The organism is Oribacterium sp. P6A1 (assembly GCF_000702885.1).
GTDB lineage: Bacteria > Bacillota > Clostridia > Lachnospirales > Lachnospiraceae > Oribacterium.
Window position 1 is genome coordinate 169,493 of record NZ_JNKO01000004.1, and the last position, 16,118, is coordinate 185,610.

Consider the following 16,118-nt stretch of genomic DNA (forward strand, 5'->3'; position numbering starts at 1 on the left):
ATAAATACGGTATTAAATTTAGCTGAAAGAACGGGATTTGATCATGACATATAAATCGAAAAGGAAATATCAAATATTAAGGAAATACAAGCATGAATTATGATTACAGCATGAATGATTTTAGAAGCCGTATGACTGATATGTGATAAAAGGGATGAATATATATTAATAATTACAGAGATAAATTCATTCTCTTTTTAAGATCCGGATTTTAACTGTGGAAGCATTTCAAAGAACATCTTTATATAGAAGATATAACTCTAAGAGAATAAAGATACGATCTAATCATGATCTTAAATATAATTGATGGTATGAGGTACCTGTTTATTCTGAATAAAATTTAATACACATTGTTAAAATTGTGGCATTTAGGAAGACCATGTGCTACTCTAAGCACACTGTATACAAAAAGGTTAGGACAAACTAATTTACGAAGGATAAATCCGACACCCCTGACCGGACAAGAGATGCAGAGAATTTCAACAGGTAAAAGCATATTGCTAAATGATAGCTTAAGTTGATTATGAGAAATGGAGAGCAGGATGAATTATGTAAAAACTTTGATATCGGCAGTTTTGGCCGGAATATGTATAGGTATAGGAGGAGTGGTTTTTTTGTCAGTGGAAGACAAGCTGGTGGGCTCATTCTTCTTTACAACGGGGCTTTTTGTTATTTGTACCATGGGATTTCATCTTTTCACCGGTAAGGTGTGCTACGTGTTAAAGAATGACAGGACATATGCATTTCAGCTTCCTGTCATCTGGATCGGAAACCTGATGGGTACCACCCTGGTGGCTAAACTCGTATCTATGACCAGGATTTCAGGCATAGCACAGAAGGCAGCTGCATTATGCGATACAAAACTTTCTGACAGCTGCATCAGCCTTTTCATACTGGGTATCTTCTGTAATATGCTTATTTACATTGCAGTTGAAGGATACGGTAATATCCCGCACGAAACAGGCAAATATCTGGCGCTTTTCTTTGGTGTGATGGTATTTATACTTTGCGGATATGAGCACTGTGTGGCGGATATGTTCTATTTTTCTGCGGCAGATATGTGGAGCTCTGAGGCAGTGATGCGGCTTTTGGTCATTACACTTGGTAATGTGGTCGGCGGCGTGGCATTTCCTATATGTAGGGCTTGTATGGCGAAAATAAAATAATAGTAATAAAAAAGAAATGAAAAAGTAAGAGGGTAAAAGCAGAAAATGTCTGTTTTTTACCCTCTTTAATTTTAAGAAAAGCTTCTTTATTAAAAGAAAAGTACTGCCTGAAAATATACACAGGGGGAATATACAGGGGATTTGATATGCGTAAAAAACAGTAAAAATAGATAAAAAATAAGTGAATATAAAAAACGTGATATTCCTTATTACTACAGGCAAAAGCGCGATATAAATATATGATGTAATCTTTAACAGTATTATATTCATTCGTAATAAAAATATATGAAAATAGTACAAAAAGATGGTTTTTAAATATAGACGGCTTTTCGGATTGCGGTTATAATTCAAAATAACAGCAAAATATTACCCCATAAAAAAGCTGTAGATTCAAGGGAGGATGAGGAGGCAGCTATGAAACTATACAAGAGACAGTATTATCTGAAAAAGATCCGAGAGTTCTATCAAGACAAAGAGCTGATAAAAGTCCTGACCGGAATAAGGGGCTGCGGCAAAACCTGCATGATGGAGATGATCATCAACGAGCTCCGGTGGAGGGGCAATGCTGCAGTGAATCTTATTCACATTGATCTTGATACGAAGGAATTCAGAAATATCAAAAACATTGAAAAGCTCCGAATCGCTATCAAGGAAAAGATGGTCCCATCCAAGGAAGGAACGATTTATCTTTTTATTGATGAGATACAGATGATAGATGATTTCGAAACTCTTATCGAGACGCTGTATAAGGAAGGGAGATATTCCATTTTTCTTTCCGCTTCAAGCTCGTATCTTTTGAGTGACAGCTTTAAGAATAAGTTCGAGAGCCATTACAAGGTATTTGAAATATTCCCGCTGTCTTATTCGGAATATGAGGGTATGAAGGATTTCATGAGCATGAAGAAGGAGGATAATCCTTTGCTGGAGTTTGCACGCTATGTACATGACGGCGGTCTTCCGAAGGTCCTTCAGTGCGATAATGCTCAGGAGAAGCAGAAGTATATTCTTTCGGTGCTTGAAGAGATATTCAAGAAGGATATCGCAAAGATGGAAAAAATCCGCCATGTTGTGTACTTCAAGCAGGTGCAGGATTACATCATTGACACCTTCGGCGAAAGCATCAGCATGACCAGGCTCACAGACTATTTCAGAAACTATGTGAGGATCCCTGTGAAGAGGGAGACTCTGGAGAGATACCTGGAACTTCTGGAGAAAGCAAAGCTTGTATACAGATGCAATCGTTTTGATATAAAGACCGAGAAGGAGCTTCAGGGAGATCAGAGATATTATCTTACTGATCTAGGGTTCTATTTTGCAAAGAAGACCGATTCAAAAGTTGATTACGGCCTGATCATGAAGAATATCATCTATATGTATCTGAAGAGCCGTGAGTACAACATCGCAACAGGACGAATCGGTAAGAGAGAATGTGATTTCGTACTGGCTGACATTGTAAATGCAGCTGAGCTTGATATGGAAGATGCGGAAGATACAAAACCTGTCAAGGCAGATAAAACAAAGAGCGGTTCAAAGGGCAACAAGGTAGTTGCTCAGGAAGTAAACAGAAATTCCATTACTGAGCGCATTAGACAGTTTAAGGCCAGCAGAAGTGCGGCAGCTGCAGCAGCAAAAGCTTCCGGTGCAGGTACCGTGGATAAATCACAGGATATGAAAGTTTCTGTCAGGGTAGATGATGAAGCTGCCGTATCAAATTCCATGTCGGATGCTCTCGCAGAGTATCTTGAGTCAAAGAAGAAAGGGAAGACCGGGAAGCTTACAGAACAGGCAGAAACTGCAGGAAAGGCCGAAGAGTTACTGCCTGAGGCTAAAGCCTTTGAAGAAGATACTGATGAGGGGTCAGTATCAGAGATAAGATCAGAGTTTAAGCCTGAAAAGGAGACCATCGAAGTTGATGATGAGATCTTTGAGGGAGCTGCAGAGGCGGAGCCGGTTGATGATTTTGAAGACCTGATAGAAGAGGAAGAAGAACCGGAGTTTGTTCTTACAAACTTCAGATACATTAAATTCGCATTATCTACAGCTGATCCGTACAGAGAGCAGGTAGAATATGCAGCACTTGACAGCATTCGTGACAACTATCCGAAGTTTATGCTCACACTTGATTCAAAGCCACAGGAGCATAACGGCATAGTTCATCTGAATGCAATCGAAGCACTGAAAGAGGAGAAGGAGTTTTAAATACATTAGAAGGTCTGTCCTGGGGGACAGACCTTTTGCTTTGAGAACAAATTCATTTTCATATAATTTCTAGAAATATTCCCTGATAAAGAAATGTTTATCCGGATAGTAGAGCCAAATAAAATGGTAGAAATAGAAGGAAATGTATGTTGTATAGGACATGAAAAGAGGTATTGGAATCTTGATACCGGATGGCAGTTGAAATATAATGTTGACTGATTGCATTATAAGTCAATTACAGGCTGCGGAAGACCGATCTGTCGGTGCCCGGAGTCAGAGTGCAGACGGAACTACCGCCTGTATCGGGAGGAAAATCATGAAAAAGAATGTATTTTTAAAGAAGGTACTGGCCGCTATGGTAGCCGGTGCGATGCTTACAGGCTGCGGCAGTTCAACTGCAGCTACAGGTGCAGCAACAACATCTGCAGAGACAAGCCCCGCAGAGACAACAGCGGCTCCTGAAACAAGTAAAGAAGCTGAAACAGAAAAGGCAGCAGAAACCGGGGCTGCAGCAGAGACAACAGCAGAAGAGAGCAGTGCGGCAGAGTCTCAGGAAGCGGCAAAAAGCGAGAGCGCTGCAGAGACTGAGGCCTTCGGAGACACCTCTGACGGTGCCATGAAGATTGGTTCACTTAAGGGACCTACCACCATGGGACTTGTCAATCTTATGAATGAGGTTGAAAACGGTGATAAGAGCGGATATCTCTTTGAGATGCAGACACAGCCGGATGTTATTCTCGGAAAGCTGGTGGCAGGAGAGCTCGATGCTGCCCTTATTCCTGCAAATCTTGCGGCTATAGCCTACAACAAGACTAATCAGGGAGTAAGCGTCGTAGACATTAACACACTGGGCGTTCTTTACTGCGTTACTGCAGATGAAAGCATCAAAAGTGTAAAGGACCTTTCCGGAAAGACGGTTCTTTCTACAGGACAGGGCGCCACACCGGAGTATGCCCTCAACTATCTTCTTGAGAAGAATGAGGTTACGGATTGTGACCTTCAGTTCAAGTCTGAAGCAACGGAGATTGCAGCAGTGCTTTCAAAGGATCCTGCACAGATTGCTGTTCTTCCGCAGCCCTTCGTAACAGTGGCTATGGCTCAGAATCAGGATCTTAAGATTGCATTCTCACTTACAGAGGAGTGGGATGCGGTTTCAGAGGATTCAAAGCTACTTACAGGTGTCACAGTGGTAAGAAATGATTATCTCGAGAACAATGAAGATGCGGTTAAGGCATTCATTGAGGACCACAAGGCAAGCACCGAAAAGGCGGTTTCCGATGTTAAGGGAACAGCCGGACTGGTTGCAAAGTACGGAATCATTCCAAAGGCTCCTGTAGCGGAAAAGGCACTTCCCCAGTGCAATATCGTAGCTGTTACGGGTGAAGAGATGCAGAAGAGCCTTTCCGGATATCTCAAGGTGCTCTTTGATCAGAATCCTAAGTCAGTAGGCGGAAAGCTTCCTGAGGATGGTTTTTATTACGTAAAGTGATATAGTCATGTAAAGTGTCACAGTTTAGAACAGAGGGTTCTTACTGTGGCACTTTTTTGCTAGAATATAAAGAATCTAAGACTGACTCAGGAACGAAAGTTTGAAAGAGAACTTTCAAACTTAGCTGGTGGGTCATATACGAGCTCGGATGAACCCGGCTCGTGCCTGACCCATGGAGATAATAATGAAAGAAAACAGCAGTAAAGAGGCTATTACTTTTTTGAAAAAAATAGGAATCATACTATTGTGGCTTATTATATGGCAGCTGCTGAGCGCCGCCATTCATAACAGCATCCTTATGGCAGGCCCCATTGAATCAGCGGCGGCCTTAAAGCAAATGATTTTAACGAGGGAATATTGGAACTCGGTTTTATTCTCTCTTCTCAGGATCATGGGAGGCTTTTGCTTCGGCTCAACAGCCGGAATCATACTTGCCTTATTGTCTTATCGGGTGAAGTTTATGGAGGATTTTCTTAAACCGGTCATATCTGTTTTAAAGGCAGTTCCTGTTGCGAGCTTTGTCATCATTCTGCTTATCTGGGCAGGCAACAGGATATTATCCTTTTATATAAGCGGGCTGGTTGTGCTTCCGCTTATATATATAAATACCCTGGGAGGGCTCAATGCAACGGATCCGAAGCTTCTGGAAATGGCGGAGGTATTCAGAATGCCGGGCATCAGACGGCTAAGATACATTTATCTGCCTTCGGTTTACCCTTATCTTTACAGCGCTTTTCAGGCGTCCATCGGTATGGCATGGAAAAGCGGAGTGGCGGCGGAAGTTATAGGCCAGCCCCTTGGATCCATGGGAAACGGACTTTATCAGGCAAAGATATATCTTGAAACAGCTGATCTTTTCGCCTGGACCGCTACCATAGTGCTGGTTTCATTTCTGCTTGAAAAGCTTATTCTCGGGGCCATGGGATTCTGCTTCGGAAGAGTGAAGTGAATTCCTGTGAATGTAAAATGCGTTAAGGAAAGATTGATTACTGCATGGAATACAAAGTTTCACGAGTTTTGTGGATTGCTGGAAAAAAGATGATCAAATTGATATTCATATATTAGAAATCAAAGTTATTTCATGAGGTATTAATCTAAAAGGAAACATGGAATATGCAGATATATTTCAAAGACATAACAAAGACCTATGATGGGAAAACTGTCCTTGATCATGTGAATCTTCACATTGATACGGGGTCAGATAACAGAGATGTGCTTCTAAGGGGGCCATCAGGCATAGGAAAGACGACGCTCTTAAGGATCATCGCCGGCCTCGAAAAGGCAGACAGCGGCAGTACAGAGATAAGCATGGGAGAGGCGGCCCACGGCGGAAACAGTCTTAAGGTGGGGATGGTATTTCAGGAGGACAGGCTTTTGGAAAAGCTTACGGCGGTTGACAATGTCTCCCTGGTGGACCCTGCCGTTTCCCGGGAGAGGGCGAGAGAGGCTCTTTCAGAGATACTTCCGCCGGAAGCATTGGACAAGCCTGTAAAAGAGCTTTCCGGAGGAATGAAAAGGAGGGTGGCCATAGTAAGGGCCATGCTTCCGCCGTCGGATATGCTGGTAATGGACGAGCCCTTCACGGGGCTTGACCCGGATACGAGAGAAAGAGTCATCGCTTACATCATGAAAAGTAAAGGAAAACGTCCACTGATTCTGGCTAGCCATGAGGTGGAGGGACTTCCGAAGATGAGAGAGCTGATTCTGGAACAAAAATAAAAAAAGATCTGTATAAAGATTATTGAGGCAAATCTGCCCGGTTAAGGCAGGTTAGATTAAGCGGCAAAAGGCCATAAACAGGAGATTTAAGAATGTACGAAATAGGACCTTACACCATAGAGGATAACCAGAAAAGAGAAGACAGAACGGAGCTTATAGACGGATATATCTATAAGATGAAGGCGAATCTGCCGATTTACGGAGTGTATCTCAGAAATCTTTACGGCATGATCACACAGGCCTTAAATGGTACCGAAGAATATGCAAGAGCCTTCATGTATGTGGGGGTACGTCTTGATAAGGATGAGAAGACCTGCATAGTACCGGACATCTGCGTGGTCAGGGATGAGCAGCAGGTTGCGGGAGGTAAGTTTGTGGAAGGGGCTCCCGATGTGACCATTGAGTTTCTGGGAAGCGATCTTGAGGACAGAAAACGGGATCTGTTCCTGAAACTTACAAAATACAGAGATGCGGGAGTGAAAGAGTACTGGATCATAGATGTGGAGCATAAAGCCCTTATGGTCTACGATTTCTCTGATGTCACTCTTCCGAGGCACTATAGCTTTGATGATGAAGTACCGGCGGAAAGCATTGTGCCGGGATTCAGTATAGACTTTAAAGAACTGGAAGAGAAGGTAAAGAAATTCTATGAGATGGCGGAGTTTACCAGAAAGATGAAGGAAAAGAAGGCGCAGCAGGAAAAATAAATCTGCCACAAATCTGCCACACCGATAATCTAGTTTAGCCCACAGGACCTCAGCTAATATAACCGGGAGCTCAGAAAGAGCAAATACAAAAACAACAGGATTTGGTTGATTAGGAGGTCAAAAAATGATCGCAAATAAAAACAGCAGGAAGAAATGGATCCCGACTATGGGAAAAACAGTTCTTGCGGCAGGTGCACTTGCAACAATTATGGCAACAGGAGCCATGGCGGCAGGCTGGCAGCAGGAGGGTGACGACTGGTATTATCTCGACAGCAACGGAAATTACGTCACAGACAGCTGGAAGGTTTCAGACGGTAAATACTACTATCTCGGCTCAGACGGAACTCTGGCTAAGAACACACTCATCGAAGACGGTGATTACTACTATTATGTAGGCTCAGACGGTGCCATGATCACAAATTCATGGAAGGCCGTTGCAACAGACGACGAAAATTATGACGGTTATGCATGGTACTACTTCCGTGAGACAGGTAAGGCATATGAAGATACATCAAGCCCTGTTACCATCAGCGGCAAAAAGTACATGTTCGATGACGAAGGAAAGATGCTTTACGGCTACGTTGATGAAAACGGTGAAATGATCGACGTTTCCGAGGATGCCCAGGCAGTTTATGAGGCTGTATGGTACTTCGGAGATAAGGACAGCGGCGCCATGGTAACAGGCTGGCACCAGTATGAACAGGATCTCTCAACATCGGATGAGACCTATGAGGACTACACAGCTATCTGGTTCTATTTCAAGTCTGAGAACGGTAAGAAGCTTACAGATACCACAAAGGTAATCAATTCCTACAGATACACCTTCGATTCAAACGGTGTCATGGTTTCAGGATGGGATGAAAATGCTTCTTCATCAACAACATCATCAACCTCAAACGTTTACAGATATTCAGATCTCACATCAGGTTCCATCAAGAAGAACTCATGGGTAAAGGCTATACCTAGTGAGGAAATGGACGAGGATGATTATAATGACGGCACATATCGCTGGTTCTACACAAACAGCTCAGGCTATGTGGTAACAAGCCAGGCAAAGAAGATCAACTCCAAGTGGTACTTCTTCAACGAATACGGCATCATGCAGAGCGGACTTCTTGTACTTGATGCAAGCTCCATCTCAAGCTGCAGCTCTATAGTTGAGGACCTTGACGAGGATGAAATTACAGCCGCTGATATCTATTCACTTGGTGAGACAAACGGAGGAGATCTCAATCTCTACTACTTCGGAGATGAGACAAGCGGCGCCATGAAGAAGGACGGTACAGTAAGCATTACCCTTGAAGACGATACTTACACCTTCTACTTCAACTCAAACGGTAAGGCATACAATGGTATCAAGAGCAAGAAGTACTATAAGTACGGTATCCTTCAGAAGGCAGCAAGCGATACATATTATGAACTGGTTGAGTACGGCACAACGGGAACATATGTACTTGTAAGTAAGGCAGGCTCCATCGTGACAAGCGGTTATGTAAAGGATGCGGATGATAACTACTATGCTATCCACGATGGTAAGGTAGCTTTCATCGAGACCGATGACCTTGCTTCAAAGGCAGCTGCAGCATATAAAGCAGGAAATGATACATTCACATACAGCTCAACAACTTATGACACAGCTGACTATGTATCTGCAGAGTATACACTCTACGACTAATATTTAACGCACAGATTAAATTTAAAAAATAAAGCACTCTCCAAAAGATTACAAAAGACTTTCCTCAGGCTAAGCAGGAAAAGTTTTAAGGGGTAATAATGCTTCTGCCCCTGAATAAGACCTCCGGTTCGAAAGGACCGAAGGTCTTTAATTTTATGCAGATAAAGGCTTCAGCCTCATTTCAGAAAGAAATGATAGAATCTGCGAAAATATGCGCTTAATACGGTGCGGATGGAGAAAATATGGACGAAATACTTATCTATGTTGTGGATGATGAAAAAGATATAAGGGAAATGGAAAAGACCTTTCTGGAAAATGAAGGCTACAAGGTTGAGACTTTTGCCAATGCTGACGATGTGATGGCGGCATTGGGAGTTTCGCTTACAGAAAAGGGGAAAGAAGCTTCATCGGAGATTGACATCAACGAACCCTTATGGATCAGAAAGCCGGATCTCATTATTATGGACATCATGATGCCGGGAACCGGAGGGTTGGCCGCATGCAGCAGGATTCGTAAGTCAGAGGATACACTGTTAAAAGCCATGCCTATAATTCTGGTTTCGGCAAAGGATACCCCTCTTGACAGAGTGACGGGGCTCACAATGGGAAGCGATGACTATCTGGTCAAGCCTTTTCTTCCCCTGGAGCTGGTGGCCAGGGTGAAAGCTCTTCTCAGACGCTCTGACATACTGAGAGATCAGCTTCTGAGTGGTGGGGGAAATACGAATGTCACTGCAGAAGAGACCGGGAATAGGGGGATGAATAGCCTTAATGGGGTAAAAAATTCACCTGATGTGGGAGAAATCCCGCTTAAATGTGGAAATCTTCTGGTGAATTTCTCAGCTCACAGGGTATATGTTGAAGAAAGCGTATCAAAGCCGGATAAAACGGGAATGAGTGAAGTCGGAAATGTGGAAAACATTTGCATCAAAAACGTGGATGTACAGGTGACTCCCATGGAATTTGACTTCCTTCATTTTATTATGCTCAGAAAAGAAACGGCAGTTTCAAAAGCAGAGCTTCTGGCAGGAGTCTGGAACCTCCCTGATGCCGGGCTTCAGGAGGATGTGAGAATGACCGATGACCTGGTGAAACGTCTCAGGAAAAAGCTGAGAGCAGCGGGATCTACAGCCAGGGTGGAAACAGTATGGGGATTTGGCTACAGAATGACTGAAAACTAAAAGGAAAGTTCTACGGAGCTTGATGCTGATTTTTGATACATACCTGAACCTACAGGGTATGTAAATTCTGAGAGAGTAATATAGAAAGACGGAAATTTAATGGATAATAAAATTAACTGGCTCTTTAGGAGACTGAGGATACTGCTTCCGGTACTTATGGTGCTCATATGTTTTTCCTGGTCTGTATGGTTTGTGATCGGGAAAGGCGCCAATAACTATCTTTCTTTCACTGCGGAGATGGATGTGGACCGTAAACTTCACGATGTTATGAAGGAAACAGAAAAGCCCCATAAAAACGGTACTGATTTACAGAACTCTGTAAAGAAACATTTCAGCTTTGAACCGGGGGAGGTACAGCTTTTGGTATTTGATGAAGAAGGTGAAGAGGTATTTCATTCTTCCGGAAGGAATTACAGCAGGGAACTTGCAAAAGAGCTGAAAAACGCCCTTACAAAAGGCGAAATCGGAGAGAAAACGGTCTCTTTGAATATAGATGAGGACATGTACAAAGTCGCGGTGTTTAAAGCCGGGAAATCAGAAAAGAGCTACATCCTCTACAAGAAGGTTGAAAATGCCGGAATTCTGCTTCGGCAAATGCGGTACTACATTCTGTGGATCACAGCCCCGATGCTTCTTATAGCGGCAATAGCCATCTTTTATCTGTCCAACAGGCTGGAGAAGCGTGAAAGGGAAATGGAGAGACAGAGAGAACATGAAAAAATGATACTGGAGGCACAGCGCGAAAAAGAAAAACTGACTGCGGAAATGGAAAGGGAACGAGCTGACGAAGCGGCAAAAAACCAGGCAGAAAGAGAAAAGCTTTTCAGAGACATTTCGCATGATCTGAGAACACCCCTTGTGTCCATAATAGGATATGCGGACGGAATTAAAAGGGGAATAATCAGCGATACGGAAAGGGCAGCGGCGGTTATCGTGAGAGAAGGGGAACGGATTCAGAGACTGCTTGAATCAAGCCTCACTTTATCCAAGCTCGATTCGGATTCATGGCCCGGAAACAAGGTTACATTGTCTCTTAACGAGCTTATATCGGAACAGGTGGAAGCCCTGGAAAAGCTTGATGACAGCAAGAAACTGGTGTTTGAAGAGACGGAAGAGACAGCGGATGATATATTCATGACAACGGATCCGGATCTTCTCATAAGAATAGTCCAGAATATCGTTTCCGACTGCATGAGATACGCAGAAACAGCGGTGGAGATTAAGCTTATGGGGGGTGAATTTGCCCATATAACCATATCGGATGACGGCCCCGGGATAGCAGAGGAGGATCTGCCCCACATGTTTGAACTCTATTATAAGGGAAAGGATGGAAAATATGGCATAGGATTGTCCGTGGTTGCCAGTGCCGTAAAGTATCTGGGAGGCTCCATAACAGTGAAAAATAAGGAATTTCCCGGGCACGGAGCGGTGTATTCACTGATGCTGCCCCTTGCTAAAAATGCTTAAATTAATACGATAATGCTGCGTAATTAATAAAAATACAGTGAATTTATCAAAATACTGCGATTACAGACAGTTTTGATGAAATGTGGAAGTTTGCGGAAAAAATCGGGAAAACGGCCGATTTGAGGCTTCTGTTGAGGCACTGATAAAGGGATAAAAGGGGATAATTTGATTATTCAAAAAACAGAGATGCTCAAAGGGCAGAAATGAACTTTGAGCATTTCTTTCTTTTATTTTTTTGTAAATCGGAAGGGGAAGTATACCGGTTGTCCGCCGTTTGGGAAGGAAAGCAGTAAAAAACCATGGCGAAAAGATAAGAAACAGTATCAGGTACTATTAATTTAAAAACTGAGCCGGATATACCGAAAAAACCTCAAAAAATGCTGATTTAAAAGGAGAAAATATAAATCAGAAAGGCGGTTTATGATGTAAAATTTGGGGCAATTTTAGAAGATTTTGGGGAGGGATAAAAAATATAAAATTTATATAAAAAATTATGAGATAAAAATAAATAAAAAGTAATCTCCAAATGAAAAATAGGTGAAAAGAAACTTAATTATTAAATAAATAACCCTACTTTAAAAAATTATAGTTAAGTTCCTGCATAAAGATATGACCAGTGGGATTTAATGATTTTTGAATGTAAAATACAGTATAAAGTGTCAGAATAAAGCATTACCATATATAGAAGAGAAACGTAGATAAACACAAAATACAGATTAATATCGAATATATGTTCTTATATAAACTCATAAAAATATATTCCGTAAAATTATAAGTGAGAAAAACAACATTTCAAAAGGGCATGTTCGTGGTTCAAAAGGTAATATAGAGGATAAAAATCCGGCGATTTTTGGCCTGAAAAAATAAAATGCCGGTTCCGGATGAAGTTTATGTATCCGATTACCTCATTAATGAGTCATTTCAAACATCGGTGTATTAATTTAAATAAAAAAGCTGTATTTTGACCATGAATTTCTAAGACAACGGAAATGGACTCTAAGAGTTTGCGGGACATGGCGTAATTCCGGACAAAATCCTCTCCTAAAAATTATGTTTTTATTTAAAGGTAGAAAATATTGAATGATTTTTGGGGTCTTCACCATACCTTGAGGTCTTATTTTTGCAACTGGACCTGGTGATCACCTTTTTTTGACAAATCCGAAGGGAAATTCTATATTCTAAGTAGCGAATTTCACTGTGAGGAGCGGAAAAATTATGAAGATCAAATTGGCTAAGTATATAGCAGAAAAACTGGTAGAGAACGGCATAACCCAGAACTTCTCGGTTACGGGAGGCGGTGCCATGCATCTCAATGATGCTTTCGGACATCAAAAAGGGATGCACACTCTTTATCAGCATCATGAGCAGGCCTGTGCCATGGCGGCAGAGAGTTACGCCCGCATATATAACAGACCGGCTCTTCTTTGCGTGACATCAGGCCCCGGCGGTACCAATGCCATCACCGGAGTTCTGGGAGCATGGCTGGATTCCATTCCTATGATAGTTATGTCAGGACAGGTTCGCTATGACAATACCGCAAGATGGGCTTCGGAGCAGAACGGAACACGTCTTCGTGCCATGGGAGATCAGGAATTTGAGATCACAAAGTCCATATCCTGCATGACGAAGTACGCTGAGATGCTCAGTGACCCCATGAGAGTGCGCTACGCAGTGGAAAAGTGCATTTACCTTTCCCAGACAGGTCGTCCCGGTCCTGTGTGGCTTGATATCCCGGTGGATGTTCAGGGAACAACCATAGAAACAGATGAGCTTGTGGGCTTTGACAGAGAGGATTATGAAGCCGGAGGAGACGGCTGGGCAAAGAACAGCGCAGATAAAGCTTCGGGTAAAGCCGGTGCCGATGCCGGAGTTAAAGCTGCATCCCGGGAAAATGAGGATGTTCAGGCGGAAAGCATTGGCATAAACCCTCATAGGATTCCTGCAGACATTGATACCACAAACCGAGAGACACCGGTGCCGTCACTGGATCCGGCCGTTCCCCTCAATATAATAGAAAAGATTCGTAAATCAGAGCGCCCCGTTTTCTACACGGGAAACGGAATCCGAATCGCCGGCGCAGAGACTCTTTTCCTTGAGGTGGCTCACAGACTCAATATCCCTGTAGTTGTTGGCTGGAACGGCCCGGACATCATCCCCACGGAGGACCCTCTTTATGCAGGACGTCCGGGAGGAAGAGGAGACCGTCCCGGTAACCTTGCGGCCCAGAATGCAGACCTTATCTTAAGCATTGGCTCACGACTCAACATCCGTCAGGTTGGATACAACTTTAAAACCTGGGCAAGGGATGCCTATGTGATAGTCAACGACATAGATCTGGAGGAGCTGAAGAAACCATCTGTTCACTGCGACATGCCGGTTCATGCGGATGCAAGAACTCTTCTCAAGGCTCTGCTTCATGAACTTGACAGGATGGGCATCACGAGAGACGAGCCTCTTTTTAAGGGTGGCAGGGGAATACTGAGAGAGGATGCCCTGAGTATCTGTCACAATGAAAATGCAAAGGCCGTGGCAGAAGCTGCTTCCCATAATCTCAGCTGGCTTGAGACCTGCGCCTTTTACAGAGAGAACTATCCGACGGTGCTTCCGGAGCATTTCGAGCCAAACAGCGAGGATCCAGACAAACAGGACGATCCGGAGAATCGTGCCAATGTCTATGCCGTGATTGATATCATTTCCCGTCTGGCAGAGCCCGGCCAGGTAACCGTGGTAGGAAACGGATCTCCATGTGTTGCGGGAGGACAGGCCTACATCATTAAGAAGGGCACAAGATTCATATCCCAGGACGGAGTTGCATCTATGGGATACGGACTTCCGGCGGCCATCGGGGCAGCGGTGGCGGTTCATTCGGTGAATGCAAAGAATGATCCTTCATATTATGAAACTGCGGATGAGCGCCTTAAGGCGGAGATTCATGATGAGTACTGGACAGGAAAGGATGAGACCTATCCGCCCTATGAGAAGCACGATATCATCCTTTTGACAGGAGACGGCTCCATACAGATGAACCTTCAGGAGCTCCAGACCATAATCAGCCACAGGATGCCTATTAAGATATTTGTCATCAATAACGGGGGATATCACTCCATAAGACAGACCCAGACAAATCTCTTCTGGGGAGAACCTCTTGTGGGAATAGGGGTTGATTCCGGCGTGGATGGCATAAATGACTTAAGCTTCCCGGATATGGAAAAGCTTGCGGCAGCCTACGGATATCCTTTCCTGAGAGTGTCTCACAATCAGGATCTGGAGGAGACTTTCAAAAAGACTCTTGAAACAGAAGGACCTGTTATATGTGAGATCATGGTTACCATGTCCCAGCAGTTCCTGCCGAAGTCTGCAGCAAAAAAACTGCCGGACGGAAGCCTGGTAAGCCCTCCTCTCGAGGACCTTGCTCCGTACCTTTCCGACGATGAAATGAACAAAATAATGCTTGTCAAACGTATATAAAGGGGTATTATTAGGAAAGGCGGTAAGCCTAAAGAGTATAGGGGAGAGGGGAACACCGTATGAAAGTACTAATTACCGGAGTCACCAGCTTTCTGGGGGTATATACAGCGCTCCAGCTTTTAGGAGAAGATCATGAGGTGATCGGGGCAGTGAGACCCGGAAGTAAAAATGAATCCGTACTGGAGGAAAGGGGTATTACAAAGTACCCGAAGTACCGCACAGTATATATGGATTTTGACGAGTTGCCGGATGCAGAGTGCGGAGAGGAACACTTTGCTGAATTTGTTGAAAAGTCCGGAGATGACGATAAAGTCATCGATGTGTGGCTGCATTTTGCCTGGGACGGCATAGGTTCCGCAGGCAGAGAGAACACGGATATACAGATCCAGAACATTGAAAATGCTAAAAAGGCCTATATCATGGCGAAGCTCCTGGGGGCAAAGAAGTTTATATTTGCCGGATCCCAGGCGGAATACGGAGACGGAAATCACCGTGCGCCGAGACCCATAAGTCCTTACGGAAAGGCAAAACGTGCCTTCGGACGATGGGCTACAGAGCAGAGTCTTCTCGGCCAGATCTATGACAAGGATGCCATGCAGTTCATTCACATGCGCATTTTCAGCGTGTACGGAGACGGAGATCACAAGACAAGCCTGGTAAACACGGTGCTTAAGGGCTCTATAAGGAAAACTCCCGTAGTTCTGGGACCATGTGTACAGAGATGGAATTACCTTGAAGTACGTGACTGTGCGAGGGCCATAAGCATTCTTATAGATTCCAAAGAGACACGCACAGATGTTTATGATATTGCGGGAGATGATTCAAGAGTTCTGAAAAAGTATGTTCAGGCCATGAATGAAATAGCCGGCGGCGGAGCTGAGCTTGAGTTTGGCATCCGAAGCAATAACGCCGAGGGAGGCTACAACATGTCTCCGGAGATTCTTAAGATTCAGAGACTTGGCTTCAGACAGGAGATATCCTTTGAAGACGGAATCGGCGAGCTGGTTGAAAAGAAACGACTGGAGCTGGAAGCCGGGTGAAGGGAAG

General features: G+C 43.7%; 11 protein-coding genes. All 11 read left to right on the forward strand.

Going from position 1 to position 16,118, the window contains the following annotated elements; translation table 11 throughout:
• Window positions 1–542 precede the first annotated feature (542 nt).
• The 11 genes from T515_RS04360 (at window position 543) to T515_RS04410 (ending at window position 16,111) form a co-directional block, all read left to right on the forward strand.
• Window positions 543–1,166 carry a formate/nitrite transporter family protein gene (locus T515_RS04360; protein WP_051671419.1) on the forward strand — a complete coding sequence of 208 codons (624 nt, stop codon included), beginning with the start codon at window positions 543–545 and terminating at the stop codon, window positions 1,164–1,166.
• Window positions 1,167–1,580: 414 nt separating this feature from the next.
• Complete coding sequence (locus T515_RS16400) at window positions 1,581–3,365, forward strand: ATP-binding protein (protein WP_051671420.1); 1,785 nt, start codon at window positions 1,581–1,583, stop codon at window positions 3,363–3,365.
• 316 nt (window positions 3,366–3,681) lie between these two features.
• Window positions 3,682–4,854 (forward strand): ABC transporter substrate-binding protein, encoded by a 1,173-nt coding sequence (locus T515_RS04370; RefSeq protein WP_036607994.1) that lies wholly within the window; start codon window positions 3,682–3,684, stop codon window positions 4,852–4,854.
• 184 nt (window positions 4,855–5,038) lie between these two features.
• A complete protein-coding gene (locus T515_RS04375; RefSeq protein ID WP_051671421.1) occupies window positions 5,039–5,803 on the forward strand; it encodes an ABC transporter permease in 765 nt (254 codons plus the stop codon).
• A gap of 164 nt (window positions 5,804–5,967) precedes the next feature.
• Window positions 5,968–6,573, forward strand: a complete 606-nt coding sequence (locus tag T515_RS04380; RefSeq protein WP_036607997.1) for an ATP-binding cassette domain-containing protein — start codon at window positions 5,968–5,970, stop codon at window positions 6,571–6,573.
• Between the two features lie 92 nt (window positions 6,574–6,665).
• Window positions 6,666–7,280, forward strand: a complete 615-nt coding sequence (locus tag T515_RS04385; RefSeq protein WP_051671422.1) for a Uma2 family endonuclease — start codon at window positions 6,666–6,668, stop codon at window positions 7,278–7,280.
• A gap of 124 nt (window positions 7,281–7,404) precedes the next feature.
• Window positions 7,405–8,955, forward strand: a complete 1,551-nt coding sequence (locus T515_RS16405; RefSeq protein WP_051671423.1) for a hypothetical protein — start codon at window positions 7,405–7,407, stop codon at window positions 8,953–8,955.
• A gap of 242 nt (window positions 8,956–9,197) precedes the next feature.
• Window positions 9,198–10,136, forward strand: coding sequence for a response regulator (locus T515_RS17555; protein WP_036608000.1), 939 nt, complete (start codon window positions 9,198–9,200; stop codon window positions 10,134–10,136).
• A 99-nt stretch (window positions 10,137–10,235) separates the two neighbouring features.
• Window positions 10,236–11,603, forward strand: a complete 1,368-nt coding sequence (locus tag T515_RS04400; protein ID WP_036608002.1) for an ATP-binding protein — start codon at window positions 10,236–10,238, stop codon at window positions 11,601–11,603.
• A gap of 1,215 nt (window positions 11,604–12,818) precedes the next feature.
• Window positions 12,819–15,071, forward strand: a complete 2,253-nt coding sequence (locus tag T515_RS04405) for a thiamine pyrophosphate-binding protein (RefSeq protein ID WP_036608005.1) — start codon at window positions 12,819–12,821, stop codon at window positions 15,069–15,071.
• A 59-nt stretch (window positions 15,072–15,130) separates the two neighbouring features.
• Window positions 15,131–16,111: an NAD-dependent epimerase/dehydratase family protein gene (locus T515_RS04410; RefSeq protein WP_036608008.1), complete on the forward strand. Its 981-nt coding sequence runs from the start codon at window positions 15,131–15,133 to the stop codon at window positions 16,109–16,111.
• The last annotated feature ends 7 nt before the right edge of the window (window positions 16,112–16,118 follow it).

Excerpts from the sequence above, each read along its gene's own strand:
- T515_RS04360 (WP_051671419.1), top strand. The coding sequence starts at position 543 with ATGAATTATGTAAAAACTTTGATATCGGCAGTTTTGGCCGGAATATGT.
- T515_RS16400 (WP_051671420.1), top strand. The coding sequence starts at position 1,581 with ATGAAACTATACAAGAGACAGTATTATCTGAAAAAGATCCGAGAGTTC.
- T515_RS04370 (WP_036607994.1), top strand. The coding sequence starts at position 3,682 with ATGAAAAAGAATGTATTTTTAAAGAAGGTACTGGCCGCTATGGTAGCC.
- T515_RS04375 (WP_051671421.1), top strand. The coding sequence starts at position 5,039 with ATGAAAGAAAACAGCAGTAAAGAGGCTATTACTTTTTTGAAAAAAATA.
- T515_RS04380 (WP_036607997.1), top strand. The coding sequence starts at position 5,968 with ATGCAGATATATTTCAAAGACATAACAAAGACCTATGATGGGAAAACT.
- T515_RS04385 (WP_051671422.1), top strand. The coding sequence starts at position 6,666 with ATGTACGAAATAGGACCTTACACCATAGAGGATAACCAGAAAAGAGAA.
- T515_RS16405 (WP_051671423.1), top strand. The coding sequence starts at position 7,405 with ATGATCGCAAATAAAAACAGCAGGAAGAAATGGATCCCGACTATGGGA.
- T515_RS17555 (WP_036608000.1), top strand. The coding sequence starts at position 9,198 with ATGGACGAAATACTTATCTATGTTGTGGATGATGAAAAAGATATAAGG.
- T515_RS04400 (WP_036608002.1), top strand. The coding sequence starts at position 10,236 with ATGGATAATAAAATTAACTGGCTCTTTAGGAGACTGAGGATACTGCTT.
- T515_RS04405 (WP_036608005.1), top strand. The coding sequence starts at position 12,819 with ATGAAGATCAAATTGGCTAAGTATATAGCAGAAAAACTGGTAGAGAAC.
- T515_RS04410 (WP_036608008.1), top strand. The coding sequence starts at position 15,131 with ATGAAAGTACTAATTACCGGAGTCACCAGCTTTCTGGGGGTATATACA.